Source organism: Phytoactinopolyspora alkaliphila, from assembly GCF_010550695.1.
GTDB lineage: Bacteria > Actinomycetota > Actinomycetes > Jiangellales > Jiangellaceae > Phytoactinopolyspora > Phytoactinopolyspora alkaliphila.
The window spans coordinates 119,256-138,295 of the sequence record NZ_JAAGOB010000002.1 but is presented as its reverse complement, the minus strand read 5'-3'; the positions used below and the strand labels follow the sequence as shown (position 1 = coordinate 138,295).

At 68.5% G+C, this 19,040-nt stretch carries 16 protein-coding genes; 5 read left to right on the top strand and 11 right to left on the bottom strand.

Translation table 11 applies throughout. The features are described 5' to 3' along the window. Window positions 1-12 precede the first annotated feature (12 nt). From G1H11_RS03625 to G1H11_RS03575, 11 genes are all read right to left on the bottom strand, one after another. On the bottom strand, window positions 13-2,406 hold the full coding sequence (locus tag G1H11_RS03625) for a WD40/YVTN/BNR-like repeat-containing protein (RefSeq protein WP_163816176.1): 2,394 nt from the start codon (window positions 2,404-2,406) through the stop codon (window positions 13-15). Window positions 2,407-2,772: 366 nt separating this feature from the next. Beyond that, window positions 2,773-3,276: a hypothetical protein gene (locus G1H11_RS03620; RefSeq protein ID WP_163816174.1), complete on the bottom strand. Its 504-nt coding sequence runs from the start codon at window positions 3,274-3,276 to the stop codon at window positions 2,773-2,775. 221 nt (window positions 3,277-3,497) lie between these two features. After that, entirely contained in the window at window positions 3,498-4,412 is a 915-nt protein-coding gene (locus tag G1H11_RS03615; RefSeq protein ID WP_163816172.1) for an ABC transporter permease subunit, read from the bottom strand. After that, window positions 4,409-5,458: an ABC transporter ATP-binding protein gene (locus G1H11_RS03610; protein ID WP_163816170.1), complete on the bottom strand. Its 1,050-nt coding sequence runs from the start codon at window positions 5,456-5,458 to the stop codon at window positions 4,409-4,411. Before G1H11_RS03610 ends, G1H11_RS03615 begins: the two co-directional genes overlap by 4 nt. Next, a complete protein-coding gene (locus tag G1H11_RS03605; protein WP_163816168.1) occupies window positions 5,455-6,750 on the bottom strand; it encodes an ABC transporter substrate-binding protein in 1,296 nt (431 codons plus the stop codon). Before G1H11_RS03605 ends, G1H11_RS03610 begins: the two co-directional genes overlap by 4 nt. Then, window positions 6,747-7,673 carry a carbohydrate ABC transporter permease gene (locus G1H11_RS03600; protein WP_163816166.1) on the bottom strand — a complete coding sequence of 309 codons (927 nt, stop codon included), beginning with the start codon at window positions 7,671-7,673 and terminating at the stop codon, window positions 6,747-6,749. The genes G1H11_RS03605 and G1H11_RS03600 overlap by 4 nt, the downstream gene beginning before the upstream one ends. Further along, on the bottom strand, window positions 7,670-8,671 hold the full coding sequence (locus tag G1H11_RS03595; protein WP_163816164.1) for a proline racemase family protein: 1,002 nt from the start codon (window positions 8,669-8,671) through the stop codon (window positions 7,670-7,672). The genes G1H11_RS03600 and G1H11_RS03595 overlap by 4 nt, the downstream gene beginning before the upstream one ends. A gap of 77 nt (window positions 8,672-8,748) precedes the next feature. Next, complete coding sequence (locus tag G1H11_RS03590; RefSeq protein ID WP_163816162.1) at window positions 8,749-9,642, bottom strand: dihydrodipicolinate synthase family protein; 894 nt, start codon at window positions 9,640-9,642, stop codon at window positions 8,749-8,751. Continuing rightward, window positions 9,639-11,090: an FAD/NAD(P)-dependent oxidoreductase gene (locus G1H11_RS03585; protein WP_163816160.1), complete on the bottom strand. Its 1,452-nt coding sequence runs from the start codon at window positions 11,088-11,090 to the stop codon at window positions 9,639-9,641. The genes G1H11_RS03590 and G1H11_RS03585 overlap by 4 nt, the downstream gene beginning before the upstream one ends. Further along, the gene (locus G1H11_RS03580) at window positions 11,071-11,343 is read right to left on the bottom strand and encodes a (2Fe-2S)-binding protein (RefSeq protein WP_163816158.1); all 273 of its coding nucleotides are present in this window, start codon (window positions 11,341-11,343) and stop codon (window positions 11,071-11,073) included. The genes G1H11_RS03585 and G1H11_RS03580 overlap by 20 nt, the downstream gene beginning before the upstream one ends. Next, a complete protein-coding gene (locus G1H11_RS03575; RefSeq protein ID WP_163816156.1) occupies window positions 11,336-12,481 on the bottom strand; it encodes an FAD-dependent oxidoreductase in 1,146 nt (381 codons plus the stop codon). Before G1H11_RS03575 ends, G1H11_RS03580 begins: the two co-directional genes overlap by 8 nt. Before the next feature lie 242 nt (window positions 12,482-12,723). Between G1H11_RS03575 and G1H11_RS03570 the strand changes: the two genes are divergently transcribed. The 5 genes from G1H11_RS03570 (at window position 12,724) to G1H11_RS03550 (ending at window position 19,034) form a co-directional block, all read left to right on the top strand. Beyond that, entirely contained in the window at window positions 12,724-14,340 is a 1,617-nt protein-coding gene (locus tag G1H11_RS03570) for an ABC transporter substrate-binding protein (RefSeq protein ID WP_163816155.1), read from the top strand. Window positions 14,341-14,559: 219 nt separating this feature from the next. After that, entirely contained in the window at window positions 14,560-15,591 is a 1,032-nt protein-coding gene (locus tag G1H11_RS03565; protein WP_163816153.1) for an ABC transporter permease subunit, read from the top strand. Continuing rightward, window positions 15,591-16,715, top strand: coding sequence for an ABC transporter permease (locus G1H11_RS03560; RefSeq protein ID WP_163816151.1), 1,125 nt, complete (start codon window positions 15,591-15,593; stop codon window positions 16,713-16,715). The genes G1H11_RS03565 and G1H11_RS03560 overlap by 1 nt, the downstream gene beginning before the upstream one ends. Then, entirely contained in the window at window positions 16,712-17,734 is a 1,023-nt protein-coding gene (locus tag G1H11_RS03555) for an ABC transporter ATP-binding protein (protein ID WP_163816149.1), read from the top strand. The genes G1H11_RS03560 and G1H11_RS03555 overlap by 4 nt, the downstream gene beginning before the upstream one ends. Beyond that, entirely contained in the window at window positions 17,718-19,034 is a 1,317-nt protein-coding gene (locus G1H11_RS03550) for an ABC transporter ATP-binding protein (protein ID WP_216843419.1), read from the top strand. Before G1H11_RS03555 ends, G1H11_RS03550 begins: the two co-directional genes overlap by 17 nt. Window positions 19,035-19,040: the final 6 nt, after the last annotated feature.

Below are 19,040 nucleotides of genomic sequence, written 5' to 3'. Positions count from 1 at the left end.
CCTAGAGCCTGGTCACTGAGCTCCCCGGCAGGAGGCCAGTACTCCGGTGACACCCGAGCCCGGATTGCGCAGCGGGAGTTTGGTCGACGCGGCCCGGCACTTCGGCACCTCGATGTCGTAGATGCCCCGCCCGAACGTGGCCGCGGTCAGCTGCCGGCTGGGCTCGTGGTACCGCATGTACATTACGGCAGCCATGGGCAGGTCAGCGCCGAGCGCTGCCCATTCACCGCCGTTCCACGCCGACATGAAGACACCTACGTCGGTCCCCACGACCAGGAGGCCGTCGGACGTCGGAATCACCGAGTTGACCGGGGCGTCGGGCAGGCCCTTGCCGATGTCGGTCCAGCTCTTGCCGCCGTCCTGAGTGACCATCACGTGCGGCCGGTCGCTGCCGGAGCGGAAACCGGAGAACGTGGCGTAGGCGATGTCCGCGTCGTCCGGGTGCACGGCGATCCTGGTGACCCACGTGCCGGGAATCTGGTCGGCGTCGACCTGGTTCCAGTTCTCGCCCAGGTCGTCGGTCCACCACATGTTGCCGTCGTCGGTGCCGGCGTACAGCTTGTCGCCGTCCGTGGGTGCCGCAGCCACCGCGGTGATCGTGCCCCACGGGTAGCCTGCCGGGTCGTTCGGGCCGCCGTCGGTCAGGTCCGGACTGATGGCCGTCCAGGTGCGACCGTTGTCGGTCGAGCGGTTGACGATGTTCCCGGCGTAGTACATGACGTCTGGGTTGCTGGGGTCGAACTGCAGCGGGGTGAACCAGTTGCGCCGGGCCGAAGTCGTCTGGCCGGGCCCGATGTTCTGCCGCGGGGTACCGCCACTGTTCTCCGAGCGGTAGCAGGAGCCGTACTGGCTGCAGCCGAAGACGATGGTGGGGTCTTCCGGATGGATGATGACCTGAAGGCCGTCACCGCAACCGATGGAGTTCCAGGGGCCGCCGACCCCGTTGTAGCCACGGTTGCAGCCGTTGTCCTGGGTGCCGCCGACATGCAGGACGGGGTTTGTCTCCGCGACGTCGACGGAGTAGAACTGCGTGTACGGCTCGTAGGTGGCCTTTGTCCACGAACCGCTGACACCGTTGGTGTCCGAGCGGTACATGCCGCCGTCGTTGCCGAGGTACACGCGGTTCGGTACCTTCGGGTCCCACACCATCTTGTGCTGGTCGGCGTGGACGCCACTGGAGCTGGAGAACGAGTTCGCTCCGTTGGTCGAGCGCATCAGGTTCACGCCCATGAGGAAGACGTGATTCTGGTCCTCCGGGTCCACGAAGATCTTGCCGAACCACCAGCTGAACGTCGACTGCGAGGCCTGCGCGGCGGTGACCGGTGTCTGCGTCCACGTGTCGCCGCCGTCGTCGGACCGGTAGAAGGCCCGGAACGGGCCGAGCGCGGTTCCGACGTAGGCGTACAGGCGATCCGGGTTGCTGGGCGCCAATGCCAGTCCCCAGCGGCCCTGGTCGTCGTCGGTCGGCAGTCCGTTGGTCATCCGCTGCCAGGTGTCGCCGCCGTCGTCGGAGCGCCACAGGCTGGATCCGGGCCCACCGTAGGTGCGCTGGTGAGGCTCACGGAGGTGGTCCCACATGGCTGCGTAGACGCGATCCGGGTTGTCCGGGTCGATGACCACCTCGGTGGCGCCGGTGGTGTCGTTGAGTGGCGCGAGCACCTGGGTCCAGGTGTCGCCGCCGTCCTCGGTCAGGTACACACCGCGTTCGCCGCCGGGCGTGAACAGGTTTCCGGCAGCGGCCGCGAAGATCCGGTCCTCGTCGCTCGGGTCGATGGCGAACCGGGCGATAGCGTGGCTGTCCTCGAGGCCGAGGTGCTCCCATGTCTCGCCGCGGTCGGTCGAGCGGTAGACGCCGTTGCCGCCGAAGGTGATCGATCCACCACCCGGCTGGGCTTCACCGGAACCGGCGAAGAGGACGCCGTCGCTGGTCATGGCCACCGCGCCCATGCCCTGAACCCAGGAGTCCGGCCAGACGGACTCGTAGGTCATGCCGGCGTCGCTCGATTTCCACACACCACCCGAAGCGGCGGCGATGAAGATCTGGTCGTCCACCTCGGGGTCCACGGCGATGTCGACGATCCGGCCACCGATGTTTGAGGGGCCGAAGAACTCCCAGTCCTGCTCGGCGAGGTGGCGGTACACGCTGCGGGTGCGCTGGGCGATCTTGTCCGCCTCCGAGCGTGCCGAATTGTAGGTCGCAGCGGATATCTCGGTACTGCCGTCGCTCATCCGCTGTGCGGCCATCCACTCGTCGGGCAACTCCATGGGGCCGGTAGGCGTCGTTGTGGCCAGCGAGTCCTGATCACCCGCCGATACCAGAGACGCGATCAGTGTGACAGCGGTGACGAGGGCGAGGATCGCCGCAGCCGCGATGCTTCGGCGATGTCGGGTGAGTGTCGCGTTCATGCGGAATCTCCCTGTCCGGCGCACGGGAGCGACCTGAGGACCGGTCGCATTGTGCGCAGACTAAACCGGCCCCGACCTGCCGTCACCGAGCAAGTGCCGGGAATCGCGATGGGATCGATTAGACATCTGAAGGAACGGCGAGACGACGAGTGAGTGGAGTGGTCGGGTGAGCGTGCGAGGCCGTGCCGCGGAGTGAGTGAGGAGTTGAGCGTGACCCGGGGGTGTGGAACGGCGACTGTGACCGGTGGCCTGGAGCGTCGAGTATGGCTGTGGGCGCCGGAATGATCATGTAAACCATGTTTTCCCGTGCTTCACCAGGACTGTAGACATGGTGAAGCACGAGAAAACATGGTTTACATGATCATTCTAAAGATCGCTTTGAAACTCCGGGAGATCGGTATCCTCGGTATCGGGGCCGATGACGGCCGACAGCGCGGTTCCGTCGGCACACAGCGCAGTGGCTCGCAGGTACATCCGGTGTCCGTCAGCGCGGAGTAGCACTTCCGTCTCGAAGATCTCGTCCTCGATCCGGATCACGTCGAGGTCTGTGCGGCTCTCGTAGTCGGCCCGCAGATCGAGCGGTGTCATACGGATCGTGCCGTCGACCGTGGTGAGGGAGCCCTGTTCGAGAACCGAGGTCAGCCGGGCGTCGTCGGGAAGGACCAGGCCGGGCACGTCGGCGTCGATCTCCGGTTCCTCGTCGAGCGGTACCCGGTCGCAGCTCGGCAGATTGGCCAGCATGCCCTCGGCTTGGCCCATGCCTGATTCCGCGCTGGCCCCGGGGTCGTCGCCGCCGCATGCGGCGAGAACCGCCCCGGCGACGGCAGCCGCGGCGCAGCGCTTGATCGCCGTGAAGCGCATTCTGGTCACGGGTTCACTGATGGGGGCATCCTGCCGCGACTTCTCTGCTGTGGATTGACTTCTCTGCGCAGAATCGCGCGAAAGGGAGCTTACGGGGGCCGTGGCGCGATTTTGCGCAGAGAAGTCAACTGTGCGCATAGAAGTGAGGCTCCTCAACGGGTGGTGGATGGAATTGAAGCGCGACCAATGGCCAATTCGGCGATTCGAGCCAACGCGGAGCGTGGTGTAGATCATCGGAGGATCCGCCAGCGTCGTACCGCGAGCAGCTGGGCGACGATGATCGTCGCGGTGATCACCATGAGCACGATCGTGATCAGAGCGGCATAGGCGAAGCCGGAGAACTCGAAGGCCTGGTCGAAGATGTAGACCGGCAGATACAGCGTGGCGTTGGCCGGCCTGCCGTCGGTGAGCACATAGGCCGGGACGAAATTGACCTGGAGGGTCAGGATGGTGTCCCGGACGGCCAGGAGGATCAGTACCGGTGCGAGCAGAGGGAGGGTGAGCCGGCGAAGCTGCCCGAACGGGCCGCAACCCTCCAGCGCCGCCGCCTCGTACAGCCGCCCATCGAGCATCCGGCGCGCGGCGAGCACCACGATGAAGCCCTCACCGATCGGGAAGAGCAGCATCAGTACGACGCCTACCCGTGCGGTCGACGGGTCCGCCAGCCAGTTGAAGCCGGAGTGCCCGAACAACCCCAGCAGCTGGTTCAGCGGCCCGTACAGGGGATTGAGCACCCAGAGGAACAGCACCGCCAGCGCGACGTCCGGAATCACGGTGGGCAGGTAGACCGCGGTGCGGAACCACCGGCCGCCGGGTCGGGGCGCCGCGAGGAGCAGGGCCAAGCCCACCGCCGCGATCAGCCGGAGTGGCACGGAGACCGCGACGTGGAACAACGAAGCCTCGACGCTGTCGCGGAAGAACGTGTCCGAGGTGAGTCTCTGGACGTTGTCCAGTCCGATGAACTGCGGGTCGCGCGTCAACCCGGTGTGATCGGTGAAGGCGTACCCGACGTTGAGAAGCGCAGGCAACGCGATCAGCACGGCCACGGCCAGGCCGTAGGGCGCGAGGAAGGCCCACCCGCTAAGCGTCCGGTCCGATCGTGCGCGTCGTGGAGTGTCCGGCGGTGCCACCTCGGGCGCCGTCACAGCCGCCGTCCGGTGCCGGCATCGAACCGGTGCAGCCGTCCCGGGATGGCCCGGAGCCGTACCGCATCGCCGGGGCGGATGCGGAGCCGCGGCTCCGTGCGGGCTGTCAGACGAGTGCCGTCGAGACAGCGGGCCAGCAGTACTGCCTCGTTCCCCAGCGTCTCCACCGCCTCGGCGCTCGCTTCGATCGGCCCGTCGGCGTCCAGGGCGAGGTCTTCCGGGCGTAGCCCGACGATGGTCTCGGGTTCGCCTCCGAGCACGCCGCCACCGGCGACCAGGTTCATCGGCGGGCTGCCCAGGAACCGGGCGACAAACGTGTCGACCGGCTCGTCGTACACCTCCTGCGGCGGGCCTTCCTGCCGCACCCGCCCCTCATGGACGACGACGACCCGGTCTCCGAGAGTCATCGCCTCAGCTTGATCGTGGGTGACGTGGACGGTCGTGGTTCCCAGCTGGCGGTGCAGGGCCAGCAAGTCCGCCCGGGTGGTGATCCGCAGCTGGGCATCGAGGCTGGCGAGCGGCTCATCGAGCAGGTATACGCTCGGCTCCCGGACCACCGCGCGGGCGAGGGCGACCCGCTGACGCTGACCGCCGGACATCTGGTCCGGATGCCGCTCGAGCAGGTCGGAGATGCCGAGCCGGGCAGCCGCGTCGTGGGCCCGGCGCCGGGCCTCCGCGCGCGGTACCTTTCGCACCCGCATGCCGAACAGGAGGTTCTCCAGGACGCTCAGATGCGGGTAGAGCGCGTAGTCCTGGAATACCATCGCCACCGAGCGGCGATGCGGTGGCAGCTCGCCGACATCCTGGCCGCCCACCAGCACCCGTCCGCCGTCCGGCCGGTCCAGCCCGGCGATCAGCCGCAGGATGGTCGACTTGCCGGACCCCGACGGGCCGACGAGCGTGACCAGCTCGCCGGCCGGCACGTCGAGATCGACGCCGTCGAGTGCGCGCACCCGGCCGTAAGACTTGGACAGCTTCTCCAGGCGGATGCCTGCGCCGCCGCTCCGGCCGTCGCCGTTCCGGGCTCCTGTCAGTCCGCCGCTCATGAGCCGTCATCTCCCACCTGGAGATCGAAGAGGGGACGGACGCTGTCCTCAAGCTGCCGCAGCCCCTCCTCGCGGTCCACCCGGCCGTAGAAGACCTCTTCGAGCAAGGCGTTGGATTCTCGTTCCACCCGGGACCAGGTGGCCGTTCGCGGCGTCGCACGCAGGTACGGCTCCACGTCCAGGTAGACGTGCGACGAGCGGGGTGGCAAGTCGGGTTCGAGGAAGGCGGGCGACCCGGCCACGTCCAGTCGCGACGGCACGGTACGGCCGGACTCGGCGAGGATCTCCTGGCCGCCGGTGTTCATCGCGAACTCGATGAACCGCCAGGCCGCGTCCTGATCCGGAAGGCCGGCACTCATGCAGTAGGCGTCGCTGTGGAGGATGGAGACCGGCTCACCGCCCGGAGCCACGGGCAGCGGAGCGACGTCCCACTCGAACCCGTCGATCGTGCGCAGGGTGGGCACGGCGACTCTGCTGTTGAAGTACATGCCGAGGGTTCCGCGCAGGAACCGGGCTTCGCTCGACTCGCTCTGCTCCTCCGCGTCCGGCGGCACCACGCCGTGCACCAGCTGCAGGTCGAGGAACCAGTCCACGGCCTCACGGGTCGCGGGGTCGCGGGTCAGGGTCAAGGTGGTGGGCCGGTCGGCGTCATCGACGATCTCGCCGCCGTTGGACCACACGAACGGAGCCAGCCGGATGATCGACGGCGCGACGCCCGCGCCGTAATGGTCGCCGGACGTCAGCTCGCTCGCGGCGGCGAGGAAATCGTCCCAGGCCCAGCCCTGCTCGGGGTACGGCAGGCCGGCCGCGTCGAACAGATCCTCGTTGTAATAGACCACCAGCGAGGACAGGTTCTGGGGCATGCAGGTCAGCTCGTCGCCGTCGTACCGGAAGGCGTCGAGCGCTCTGGGGCTGAAGTCGCTCTCGTCGAGGACTTCGCTGTCGTCCAGATAGGACTGGACGGGTTCGATGGCGCCCTGCGCGGCGAACTGCCCGTAGCGGCGGAAGTTCAGCAGGAACACGTCCGGTGGATTCCCACCCGCGAACGACGTGGTCAGGCGAGCCATCAGGTCGTCCTGGGTGGCCACGGGGGACAGCGTGACGCTGATGTCGGAGTTCTCGTCCTCGAAGGCTTCCACCATGCTCTGGTAGCCGGTGATCTCCTCGGCGTCACCGAACAGGACCACGGTGATGTCGGTCGTCGAGGCGCTTCCCGTGGTTCCCCCGCACGCGGCCAGCATGAGGGCAAGCACGGCCGCGACGCCGAGGCGCCAGCTGTCGGTCCGGGTCAACGTCGTCCTCCTCGAAGAGCGGCCAGGGGGTCGTCGCTCAACAGAATCCGTTGCGCGAAGAGAAAGACCACTGCGCACGGCAGGGTGGCGATGACGCATCCGGCCATGAGCAGCGGCCAGTCCGTCGGGTTGAGCAGCCGTAGGAACTGCAGTCCCAGCGGCAACGTGTAGCGGTCGCCGCTGTGCAGGTAGAGCAGTGGGTCGATGAAGTTGGCCCAGTGGAAGGTGAACGCGAGCACGGCGACCGCGAGCGTGGCCGGACGGACCTGCGGCATGGCCAGTCGCCGCCAGATCGCCAGCCAGCTTGCGCCCTCGAGGCGCGCTGCCTGGAGCTGGCTCTCCGGGATTCCGCCGAAGCTCCACGCATAGAGCAAGATGAGGAACGGGCTCACCGCCAGCAGTGCCGGGGCCAGCAGCGGGATGAACGTGTCGACCACCCCGGCCAGCCGGAAGACCTCGAACCGGGTGGCCCACACGGCGGTCACCGGTACCAGGAGCACCACCAGAAGTCCCACGAGCACCCGCCGGCGGGCAGTGCGGCTCAGCAGCCGGATGCCGAAGCCGGTGAGCCCGGCGACGACAACGGTGACCGGAACGGCGATCGCGACCACCAGGGCAGAGTTGCCGAGGTAGGTGAACAAGGGCATCAGCTCGGGCAGCCGCGTGTAGGCCGCCAGTGTCGGCTCGGGCGGGAGGATCTCCAGCGTCCGTGGAGGCGGCAGCCCGGCCGGTCGCAGCGACCCGGTCACCATGAACCACAGCGGCGCGGCGAACAGGGCCGCCAGCAGTGCGGGCACGGCGAATCGGCCCAGTACGTGCACGGCACGGCGGGTGCCGGGCCTCCGGCCAGAGACACTCTCGCGAACGCGGCCACCCGGTGGTGCGCCGGAACGTGCGGCCGAGAGACGGGTAGTCTGCGTCACAGCTGGAAGCCCTCGGGGAACGGATCGGACGGGTCCAGCATGTATTGCGCGGTGCCGGTGATCCATGCCCGGCCGGTGACCGTCGGCACCACAGCCGGCCTTCCGGCCACCGTCGTCTCGTCCACGAGCCTCCCGACGAAGCGGGTGCCGATGAACGACTCGTTGACGAAGTCGGTGTCCATTGGCAGGTCGCCCCGGGCATGCAGTTGCGCCATCCGTGCGGACGTTCCGGTGCCGCACGGTGATCGGTCGAACCATCCGGGGTGGATGGCCATGGCGTGCCGGGAGTGCCGGGCAGTGGAGCCGGGAGCCAGGAACTGCACGTGGTGACAGACGTCGATGGCCGGGTTGTCCGGATGCACGGGGCGCCGCTGCTGATTGACGGCGTCCATGATCGCGAGGCCGGCGTCGAGGATGCGCTGTTTCTCGGACCGATCGAACGGAATGTCCAGCTGGTCCAGGTCGAGGATGGCGTAGAAGTTGCCGCCGTAGGCGATGTCGTAGCGGACGGTGCCGTACCCGGGGACGTCTACCGTGGCGTCGAGCTCGTGACTGAAGGACGCCACATTGCGGATGGTCACCGACTCGGCCGCGCCGTCGCGCACCGCCACCTGCGCGACCACCAGGCCCGCCGGGGTGTCGAGCCGGATGGTGGTCACCGGCTCGGTGACCGCGACGATGCCCGTCTCCACCAGGACGGTGGCGACTCCGATGGTGCCGTGTCCGCACATCGGCAGGCACCCTGAGACCTCGATGAACAGAACCCCGGCATCGGCGTCCGGCCGCGTCGGCGGCTGCAGGATGGCGCCGCTCATCGCAGCGTGGCCCCGCGGCTCGTTCACGAGGAGCCTGCGTACTGCGTCCATGTTCTCGACGAACCACTGCCGCCGCTCGAACATCGTCGCTCCCGGCAGCGTGCCGACCCCACCGGTGATCACTCTGGTGGGCATGCCCTCGGTGTGCGAGTCCACGGCGTGGAAGACCCGGCTGGTTCGCATCGCCTGCTCCTTTCTCCCGCCCCTTCCCCGTGATCATCGACGATTGACCGTGCTATGACACGATCAATCGTCGATGATCATTGGGAGGGGGCGCAGCGTTCGGTCTCGCGGCGGACCTCGGCGGCCTGTTCTGAAAGCAGCGGCTGCCGCGGCGGCCGGCAGGGCCCGCCGTACCGGCCCATGACTTCCATCGATACCTTGATGGCCTGCACGAATTCCGTACGGTAGTCCCATCTGAGCAGCTTGTGCAGCTTCCGGTACAGCGGCAGTGCGGTGTCCAGGTCGTGTTCCATGGTGGCTCGGTACAGCTCGACGCACGGCTGGGGCAGCGAGTTGGGGAAGCCGGCGATCCATCCCTTGGCGCCGGCGAGCCCCATCTCCACCACGGAGTCGTCGGTGCCGACCAGCACGTCGAGGCCGGGGGCGAGCTCAGCGATCTCGTAGCCGCGCCGCGGGTCGCCGGTGAACTCCTTGACCCCCACGATCAGGCCCTGCTGATGCAGCTCGGCAAGCAGATCCGGGGTCAGGTCGATCTTCGTGTCGATGGGGTTGTTGTAGGCACAGACCGGCAAGCCGGCCGCCGCGACTTGCTGGTAGTGATCGACGACGGCCCGGCGGTCACCTCGGTAGGAGTTCGGCGGCAGCGCGAGCACTACCTGGGCACCAGCCTCGGCCGCCTGGTCGGCCCAGCGTCGCGATTCCCGGGCTCCGTACGCGCCGACGCCCGCCATCACTGTGAAGCCCTCCGGTGCCGCGTCGACGGCGGTACGGATGACGGCCGCCCGCTCGTCGTCGGTGAGGACCTGGTACTCGCCCAGCGAACCGTTCGGGCAGACACCGTCGCAGCCGTTCTCCGCCAGCCATCGCACGTGCTCGGCGAACCGGTCCAGGTCGACGCCGAGATCGTCCCGGAACGGCAGTGCAGTGGCGACGATGACACCGTGCCAGGGTGTGCGGTCCGAAGCTGTCATCCCTTGTGTTCCCTTCGTGGTGGGTCGTCCTCGGCGCCTGCTGCGCCGGACGTCCGCGCTAGTGTCCGGGCGGTCCCGGGGTGATCCTCGTGCGCCGCGGCGAGGACGCCGAGCGGAATCGGTACGGCGATCGGGCGCTCGGAAAGGCCCCGAAGGTCCGCCGGCCTGCCGGTCTCGGCCGCCGCGATGACGCCGGCCGGGAAGCCGCAGATCCGTCCCTGGCACCAGCCCATGCCCGCCCGGCACATGAGCTTCACCGACCGGGCGTCCGTGGCTCCGAGCTGGTGCACGGCTGACCGGATGGAGGAGACGGTGACCTCCTCACACCGGCAGACGACGGTCTCCGGCGAGAGCCAATCTTGCCAGCCGTCCCGTACCGGATGAACCGCATGCATGGCCGCGGCGAAACGCCGCAGGGCGGCTCGGTGCCGGAGCAGATGGTGCGTGGGAAGGCTGGTGGCCGCGAGCCCGGCGATCTCGCCCTCGAGGACGGCGAGCGCGGCACCGCCGACGCCGGTCGCTTCGCCGGCGACATAGACACCCGGGACGCTGCTCGCCTGGCGGTGGTCGACATCGACGACCACTGAGCCGTCGACATCCACACGCGTGGCGCAGCCCAGCGCCAGGGGCAGCTCGAGCCGTGGCGTGAACCCCCAGCCCACGGCGACGGCGTCGCATGCGACCGTACGCTCGGATCCCGGCCGCACCGACCAGTCCCTGTTGAGGCGGGCGACGGTCACCGCTTCCACGTGGCCGTCTCCGTGGGCGGCGACGACGGCGTGCGAGCCGCGATACGGCACCCGGTGCCGAGCCAGCGTGGCCGCGTAGCCGGTGGCTTCGGCCGCCTTGGCTCCCGCCCCGGTTACAGCCGGAAGGTGACGCAGCCAGCCCGCCGTACGATTCGCCTCGAACACCCCGCGCACGTGTGCGCCGCGCCGCGCCAGCCCGGCCGCGACCGGCAGCAGGAACGGCCCGGTCCCCCCGACAACCACCCGTGGGCCTACGGCCACCTGGTGCCCTTTGAGTAGCGCCTGCGCGCCGCCCGCGGTATAGACGCCCGGCAGGTCCCAGCCGGGGAAGGGAAGCTGCCGGTCGTAGGCGCCGGTGGCCAGTACGAGTGTCCGGGCGTGGACCGTGACCTCGGCGTCCTGGTGCAGCGCACGGATGGTGAACCCGCCGTCCGTCCTGGCCACGGACCAGACGTCGTGGACGGAGAGGTACGTGACCGAGTGCAGGGCGGGCGCGAGCGCGGCGAAGGTGTGCACGTCGTGCTGCAGGTCCGCGACCTCGTGCCCGCGGTGCACCGGGTGCCGCCAGAACTGCCCACCAGGCCGGCGGCCGTTGTCCACGACCCCCACCCGCGTACCCGTGTGGGCGGCAGCGGCGGCCGCCGCGAGGCCGGCAGGACCGGCACCGACCACCGCCACGTCAAGTGTCCAGTCCGGCATGGCCGTCTCCTTCCTGGGCACGTACCCGCATGCCGCCTCGCGCCGTGGTGAGGCAGGCGCGCTGGTTCGGCGCCCCGTCGACCGTGACGAGGCAGTCAAAGCAGACGCCGATCCCGCAGAAGATGCCTCGCGGCCGGTGGCCTGCCCGCGTGGTGCGCCAGGAGAGGATCCCGGCCGCCACGAGCGCGGCGCCCACGCTCTGCCCCGCGCTGAACGGCACGGCCCGGCCGTCGAAGTCGAAGACGTCACTCATCGAATCGCTCCGGGCGGAACGGATGCGGGTCCACGGGGCTGGCCTGGCCGGTGAGCGCCATGGCGATGACGTGGCCAGAAGCGGGCGCCAGGCAGACTCCCGCGCCTTCGTGCCCGCACGCGTGCAGGAGACCTGGGGCCCGGGCGTCCGGACCGAGCACGGGAAGGTGATCCGGGCAGTACGGACGGAAGCCCCGGTAGGCCCGGATCACCTTGACCGCGGTCAGCACGGGGAACAGCCGGACGGCGTGTGCCGCGAGCCGGCTGAGGATGCCGACGGACATGGCGCGATCGAACCCGACGCGTTCCCGGCTCGATCCGATCAGGACCGGCCCGGCCTCGGTCCCCTCGACGACCGGTGACGTGTGCAGACCGGAGTCGTCGCTCGCCACGTCGGACACATACCCGGCCGCGTACACCTTGTGCCGGACCATGCGCGGCAGCGGTTCGGTGACCAGGATGAACCCGCGCCGGGGAAGGATCGGCAGGCGCACTCCGCCCATCGCCGCCACCTCGCCGCCCCAGGTGCCGGCCGCGTTCACGACGGCGCCGGCCGGGAGATCGCCCTCGGCGGTGCGGACTCCGGTCACCCGGTCTCCGGCCCGGAGCATGCCCGTCACCTCGACTCCGGTGCGGACCTGCGCGCCATGGGCGCGTGCATCGGCGAGCAGCCTGGCCGCCGCCAGCATCGGCTGCACCTGGGCATCCTGCGCGTAGTAGACGCCGCCGGCAAGATCGCGGGCGAGGTGCGGTTCGTGCTCCGGCAGATCCTGCGCGGGGACGACGACGGTCTCCACGCCCACTGCCTGCTGACCGGCGGCCGTGGCCAGGAGTCCGGCGTGCTCGGCCTCGGACTCCGCCACGACCAAGCCCCCTTTGCGCTGGTACTCGAAACCTCCGACCTCGGCATGCGCCTGCGCCCACAAGCCGGAGGACAGCCGCGCCAGATCGAGTTCGTGGCCCGCGGGCTTGTCGGAGACGAGGATGTTCCCCTCGCCGGCACCGGTGGTCCCGCCGGCGACGGCGCCGCGGTCCACGACCGTCACCTTCAGCCCCGCGCGTGCGGCGTACCACGCGCACGAGGCGCCGACGACGCCCGCGCCGATGACGATCACGTCTGCGGAAGGGCTGGCAGGCACAGGCGCAATATGTCACATTTCAGCGCTGCTGACAGCGCCTTCGGGCCAGTTCACCACATACGTCGAACCCCGGTCGGGGGTCCTTCCGTCACGTGACGGAAGGGGTCACCCGGCGTGACCGGATCGTTACCTGAGTGGGATCTCGGTCCATCGCACACGGGGTCATGAAGCGACTAACCTGCCGAGAAACACCCCAGCCGTCACGATGGCGGCCACACTCCTAGAACATCGAGGTGGACCTAATGCGCACACGGAGGTTCAGAGCCGCGGCCGCACTCGCGGCGGCGGGCGCGCTCGTGTTGGCAGCATGCGGTGGAGACGACGAGGAACCGGCTGACGCCAACGGCGCCGCCAATGGCGACGACGCGGATGTCGAAGAGCCCACCTCGGAGCTGCCCATCGTGCTCGGCACGACCGACACCGTTACCAACGTCGACCCGGCTGGCGCCTACGACAAGCCGTCCTGGAACATCGCCTACAACGTCTACCAGCGGCTGCTCGCGGTGCCGCTCGGTGAGACGGACCCCCAGCCGGACGCGGCCGAGAGCTGCGACTGGGTCGACGACACCACCTACAGCTGCACGCTTAAGAGCGGCCTGCTGTTCTCCGACGGCAGCGAGCTGACCGCCGAGAACGTCGTGCACTCCATCGAGCGGCAGAAGGCCATCGAGCACGAGTCGGGCGGCTGGGAGCTGCTGGCCACGATCGAGAGCGTCGAGGCCACCGATGAGTCCACCGTGGTGTTCAACCTGTCGACTGCTGACGCGACCTTGCCCTACATCCTGACCACGGCGGCCGCGTCGATCGTCCCGATGTCCTACCCGGCGGACGCCCTGCAGCCCAACGATCAGGCGTTCGGCTCCGGTCCGTACACGATCGAGTCGTTCGACGTCACCCAGCAGATCCAGCTGGGCATCAACGCGAACTACTCCGGCGACCGCCCGCTCAACAACAGCGGTGTCCTGCTCCAGTTCTACCAGCAGGAGTCCGCGCTGAAGCAGGCCATCGAAGAGGGCGAGGTGATGATCGCCTACCGCAGCCTGTCCGTGACCGACATCGCCGACCTCGAGGAGAACGGCGCCGACCGCGGCGTCAACGTGGTGGTCGGTGAAGGCACCGAGATCAACTACATGGTGCTCCAGGTCAGCCGGGAGCCGTTCGACGAGCCGGCCGTGCGGCAGGCGATCGCCCAGATCATCGACCGGGATGCCATCGCCGAGTCCGTCTACCGCGGCACGGTGACGCCGCTGTACGGCCCGGTGCCGGAGGGCGTCGCGGGTCACGTCCCGTCGTTCCAGGAGCAGTACGGTGAGCCCGACGTCGCCGCGGCGGAGCAGATCCTCGCCGACGCCGGCGTCGAGACCCCGGTCTCCTTCGACCTGTGGTGGATGCCGGACCGCTACGGCGCCGAGATCGGCGACATGTACGGCGAGATCGAGCGGCAGCTGGAAGACAGCGGCCTGTTCGACGTCACCCTCGAGCAGCTGTCCTGGGGCCAGTACTCCACGGTGTTCTCGGACGGCAGCATGGACGCCTTCGACCTGGGCTGGTTCCCGGACTTCCCGGACGCGTCGAACTACATCGTGCCGTTCTTCCACACGGAGAACTTCCTCAACTACGGATACAGCAACGATGAGATGGACCAGCTCATCGAGGTGATCCGTACTGACACCGACCAGGATGCCCGGGTCGCGGCGATCGAAGACGCCACCCGGATCGTGGCGGAGGAAGCTCCGATCATCCAGCTGTGGCAGCGCGACCAGATCGCCGCAGTCCGGGACGGCGTCACCGGTGTCGAAGAGACCCTCGACCCGTCGTTCATCTTCTACTACAACATGGTGAGCGGAGTCGAAGAGTAGGTCCTGTCGCACCGCGAACGATCAAGGGGCTCTGGTGCGGTCCGGTGAGTTCCGCACCAAGCACATACATCGATGGGCGTTGCACAAAGATCAGCTCCGGCTCCCGATGCTGGGAGCCCGCCAAGAGCGCGGGCTCCCAGCATCGTCGCCGGCCTTGTGCATACCCACCCAGGGCCCTTTTCGCCTGGCAGGTCATGAACCGAAGAAAGGCTGGTGCCGGTGTCGACTCGCACAGCTGGGTCGCTGCGTACGTACTTGATCACCCGGGTAGTACTGTTCGTGCCCCAGGTTCTCGTGATTCTCACCATCGTGTTCGTCCTCATGCGGGTGGCACCGGGTGACCCCGTCACCGTGGCCCTCGGCGGGCAGCGCTCACCCGAGCAGCTCGCCCAGCTGCGCGCCGCCGCAGGCTACGACCGTTCCATCTTCGTGCAGTACTGGGAGTACATCAGCGGGATCGTCCGGTTCGACCTCGGCACCACCATTGTCGACAGCCGCCCGGTCACCCAGATCTTCAAGGTGAACGGCGGTGCGACGCTCACCCTCACGTCGTCGGCGTTGGTGATCGCCCTGCTGATCGGCGTTCCGCTGGGCCTGATCGCCGGCCGTGTCCGTGACACCGGCCTGGACGCCGGCCTGCGGGTATTCGGCATCCTCACCTATGCCGCACCGGTCTTCTTCCTGGGGCTGATCTTCCAGCTGGTGTTCGCACGGAACCTCGGATGGCTGCCGTCCAGCTCGCAAGCGAGCCCGCTGGTACTGGCCCGGGTGCCGTCGGAGACAAACATCTTCCTCGTCGACGCGCTACTGGCCGGGGACTCAGCAGCATTCTGGAACGGCGTGCAACACCTGATCCTGCCGGCGCTGACGCTCGGCTTGCTCCTGTCCGGCGTGTTCATGCGCATCGTCCGGATCAACCTGATCCAGACGTTGCGCAGCGACTACGTCGAGGCCGCCCGGGCGCGTGGTGTGTCGGAGGGCAACGTGGTGATCAGGCACGCGTTCCGCAACGCGCTGGTGCCTTTCGTCACCATTCTCGGCCTTCAGGTGGCGTTGCTCCTGGGCGGAGCCATCCTGACCGAGCAGACGTTCAACTGGAACGGCATCGGCAGCCAGCTGGTCCGTTACCTGGACAGCCGCGACTACGTGGCGGTGCAGGGCATCATCACGCTGGTGGCACTCGCGGTCGTCACGGCATCGTTGCTGATCGACATCATCAACGCGATCATCGACCCGAGGGTGAGGTACTGATGGCCACGGTGACCCAACCCATGCCGGGTCCCGGCCGGACTCCGGTGAAGGGCAGCACCCGCGTCGTGCGATTGCTTCGCGGCATCGCGCGGCCGTACCGGAACTCGCACGGCGTCGGCAGGTTCATGCTGGTGACGGGTACCGTCCTGGTCGTCCTGATGTTGCTGACGGCCGTCTTCGCGCCGCTGATCGCCACGTTCGGCTTCTCCCAGGTCGCCGGCGCCGACGGCCAGCGGTTCATGAACCACGCCGAGCCCGGCGCAGAGCACATCTTCGGGACCACCACCCAGGGTTTCGATGTGTTCAGCCGCGTTGTGTGGGGTGCCCGGACCGCCGTCACCGTGGTCCTGCTGGCGCTGGCCTTCTCGCTCTTCCTGGGGGTGCTCCTGGGATTGATCGCCGGCTTCGTCGGCCGGTGGGTGGACCGCGTGCTGGTGATGGTGATGGACGCGCTGTTCGCCCTGCCCGCGCTGCTGCTCGCCATCGTCGTCGCGTTCCTGCTCTCCGAGTACGTCGGAGGTGGCGCCTCGACGGCCGCCCTGGCGATCACGGCCGTATATGTGCCCCAGTACTTCCGGGTGGTGCGAGCGGCAACGGTCAGCGCCAAGGAGCAGACCTATGTCGAGGCTGCCCGGGCCATGGGAGCACGCCCGGCCACCATCATGTTCCGCTACCTGCTGACCAACGTGATCCAGAGTGTGCCGGTGATCGCCACGCTGAACGCCGCCGACGCCATTCTCACCCTGGCCGGCCTGGGCTTCCTCGGCTACGGCATCCAGCCGACGGAGGCGGCCGAGTGGGGCTACGACCTGCAACGCGCGGTTTCCGACACCGGCGCCGGCATCTGGTGGACCGGTCTCTACCCCGGATTGGCGATCGTCCTGCTCGTCATGGGGCTCACACTGATGGGTGAGGGCTTGAACGAGACGATGAACCCCGCCATCCGGGTGCGCCGGCTGATCCCCATCAGCATGCCCGAGCTGACCGCCGCCCAGCGGACAAAAGCCGCCCAGGTCCCGGAGCGCGACCGGCCCGGCCAGGACCGGCCGGTGGACACCGGCGGCGAGGACCGGAACAGCCGGGAACCCGGCTCCGGGGAAACCGGCAAGGGAGGTGCGGCATGACCGAACCGGTGATCTCCGTGCGCGACCTGCGGGTCTGGTACGGAAGTGAGCGCGGCCCGGTACGAGCCGTCGACGGCGTCACCTTCGATCTGCGCCCCGGTGAGACGCTGGGGCTGGTAGGCGAGTCGGGATGCGGGAAGTCGACCCTGGGACGTGGTGTTCTGGGGCTACTCCCGCGTGGGGCGAAGCTGGCCGGAGAGGTGAATTACGAGGGCCGCAACCTCGTGACCGCGAGCCCGAAGGCGATCCAGCGGCTGCGTGGCCCGGATCTCGGGCTGATCTTCCAGGAGCCGCTCACCCGGCTGAATCCGTTGCTGCGAATCTCGGACCAGTTCGAGGAAACGTTGCGTACGCACGAGCCGGGGCTGTCGAAGCAAGACATCCGGCACCGCAGCATCGAGGTGCTGCGCGCCATGGGCATCCCGCCCACACGGTACCGGGCATACCCGCACGAATTCTCCGGAGGGATGCGGCAGCGCATCATGATCGCCCTCGCCTTGGTGCTGCGTCCGTCGTTCGTCGTCGCCGACGAGCCGACCACAGCTCTGGACGTGCTCGTGGAGGCGCAGATCATCGGCATCCTGGGTGACCTGCGGCGCAATTTCGACACATCGTTGCTGTTCATCACCCACAACCTGGGCATCGTGGCCGAGGCATGTGATCGGGTTGCGGTGATGTACGCGGGCCGGATCGTGGAGCAGGGCCCGGTCACCGAGGTCTTCGCCCGCCCGCAGCACCCCTACACGCGGGAGCTGCTGCGCTCCACCATCTCGTTGTCCACCACAGGTCTGCACTACATCCCCGGAGCGCCGCCGGACCTGATCGAGCCACCGTCGGGGTGCCGTTTCCATCCGCGCTGCCCGTCGGCGATGCGCGTCTGCCCGGAGCAGTTCCCGGAGCAGGTCGAGGTAGGCCCGCAGAGAGTCGAGTGCTGGCTGCACGGCCCGGACGAGCTGGTACCAGAGGGCGGCCGTGAACCGCTGGTCCGGGAGGAGATCACCGTTGCCGACGAAGCCTGAGCTGATGACTACGCCGGAGCAGTCCGCCGAGCGGCCTCTGATGGAGATCCGCGACCTCAAGGTTCACTACGAGCTTCGCGGCAGCGCGCTGGCCCGGCTGGTGGGCGGTGAGGGCGAGACCGTCAAGGCCGTGGACGGCGTCAACGTCGCGCTGCGCAAGGGTGAGGTGCTCGGCCTGGTCGGAGAGTCCGGCAGTGGCAAGACCACGCTGGGCCGGGCGTTGCTGGGCTTGGTCCGGCCTACCTCCGGCCACATCACCTACGGCGACCTGGACCTGGCGCGGATGCCGCAGCGACAGCTGCGTTCGGTCCGTCGCCGCCTGCAGATGGTGTTCCAGGACCCGCACGCCGCGCTCAACCCGTCGATGGACCTGGCCACCGCCATCGGTCATCCGCTCCGGATCCACAAGCTGGTCAAGAGCAAGGCCGAAGCGCGTGAACGTGTCCGGGAGACACTCGAACGGGTGGGGCTGACGCCGGCTGACCAGTTTCTCGACAAGCTGCCGGCAGAGCTCTCCGGCGGGCAAAAACAGCGTGCGGTCATCGCCAGGGCCATCATCTGCGGACCGGAACTGCTCGTCGCCGATGAGCCGATCTCCATGCTCGACATGAGCGTCCGGGCGAAGATCCTCGAGCTGATGCTCGAGCTCGGGCGGGATCTCGACCTGACCTACGTCTACATCACCCATGACCTGGCGACAGCGAAATTCTTCTGCGACCGGGTGGCCATCATGTACCTCGGCCGGGTGGTCGAGATCGGGCCCACCGAGGAGATCTTCGCCGATCCGAAGCACCCCTACACGAAGGCGCTCCTGCGTGCCGTCCCCGACCTCGACCCGGAGCGAAAGGTGCCCCGGGATCTGCCTCGGGGCGAGATACCTGATGCGGCTGCGCCGCCACACGGCTGCTCGTTCCACCCGCGCTGTCCGTTCGCGTTCGAACCGTGCGGCTGGGAGGCACGTGACCTGCGGGCGATGTTCGAGCGACGGTGGATCCGGCTGGGCGAGGACGCGCTTGCACGGGAAGAGCCTCTGGTGGGTGAGCTGACCGAGGTCGACGCGCACGAGGAGATGGTCCGGGTGAGAGCGGGCGGGCGCGCTGCCGAGCTCACGGCGCTCCTGGAGGAGGCGCGCGCCGACGAACCGGACGACCCGTTGTGGAAGGGTGTCGAGCGGATCGAGTCCGACGGCGGTGCCGTGGTGGTGCGCTTCCGTCCAGGAATCGACCCCGGACTACTCCGTGTGAACGCCGTCGACGTCGCCTGTCACCTCCACGACCCCAACCTCTCCCACGATCATTGACGGTTG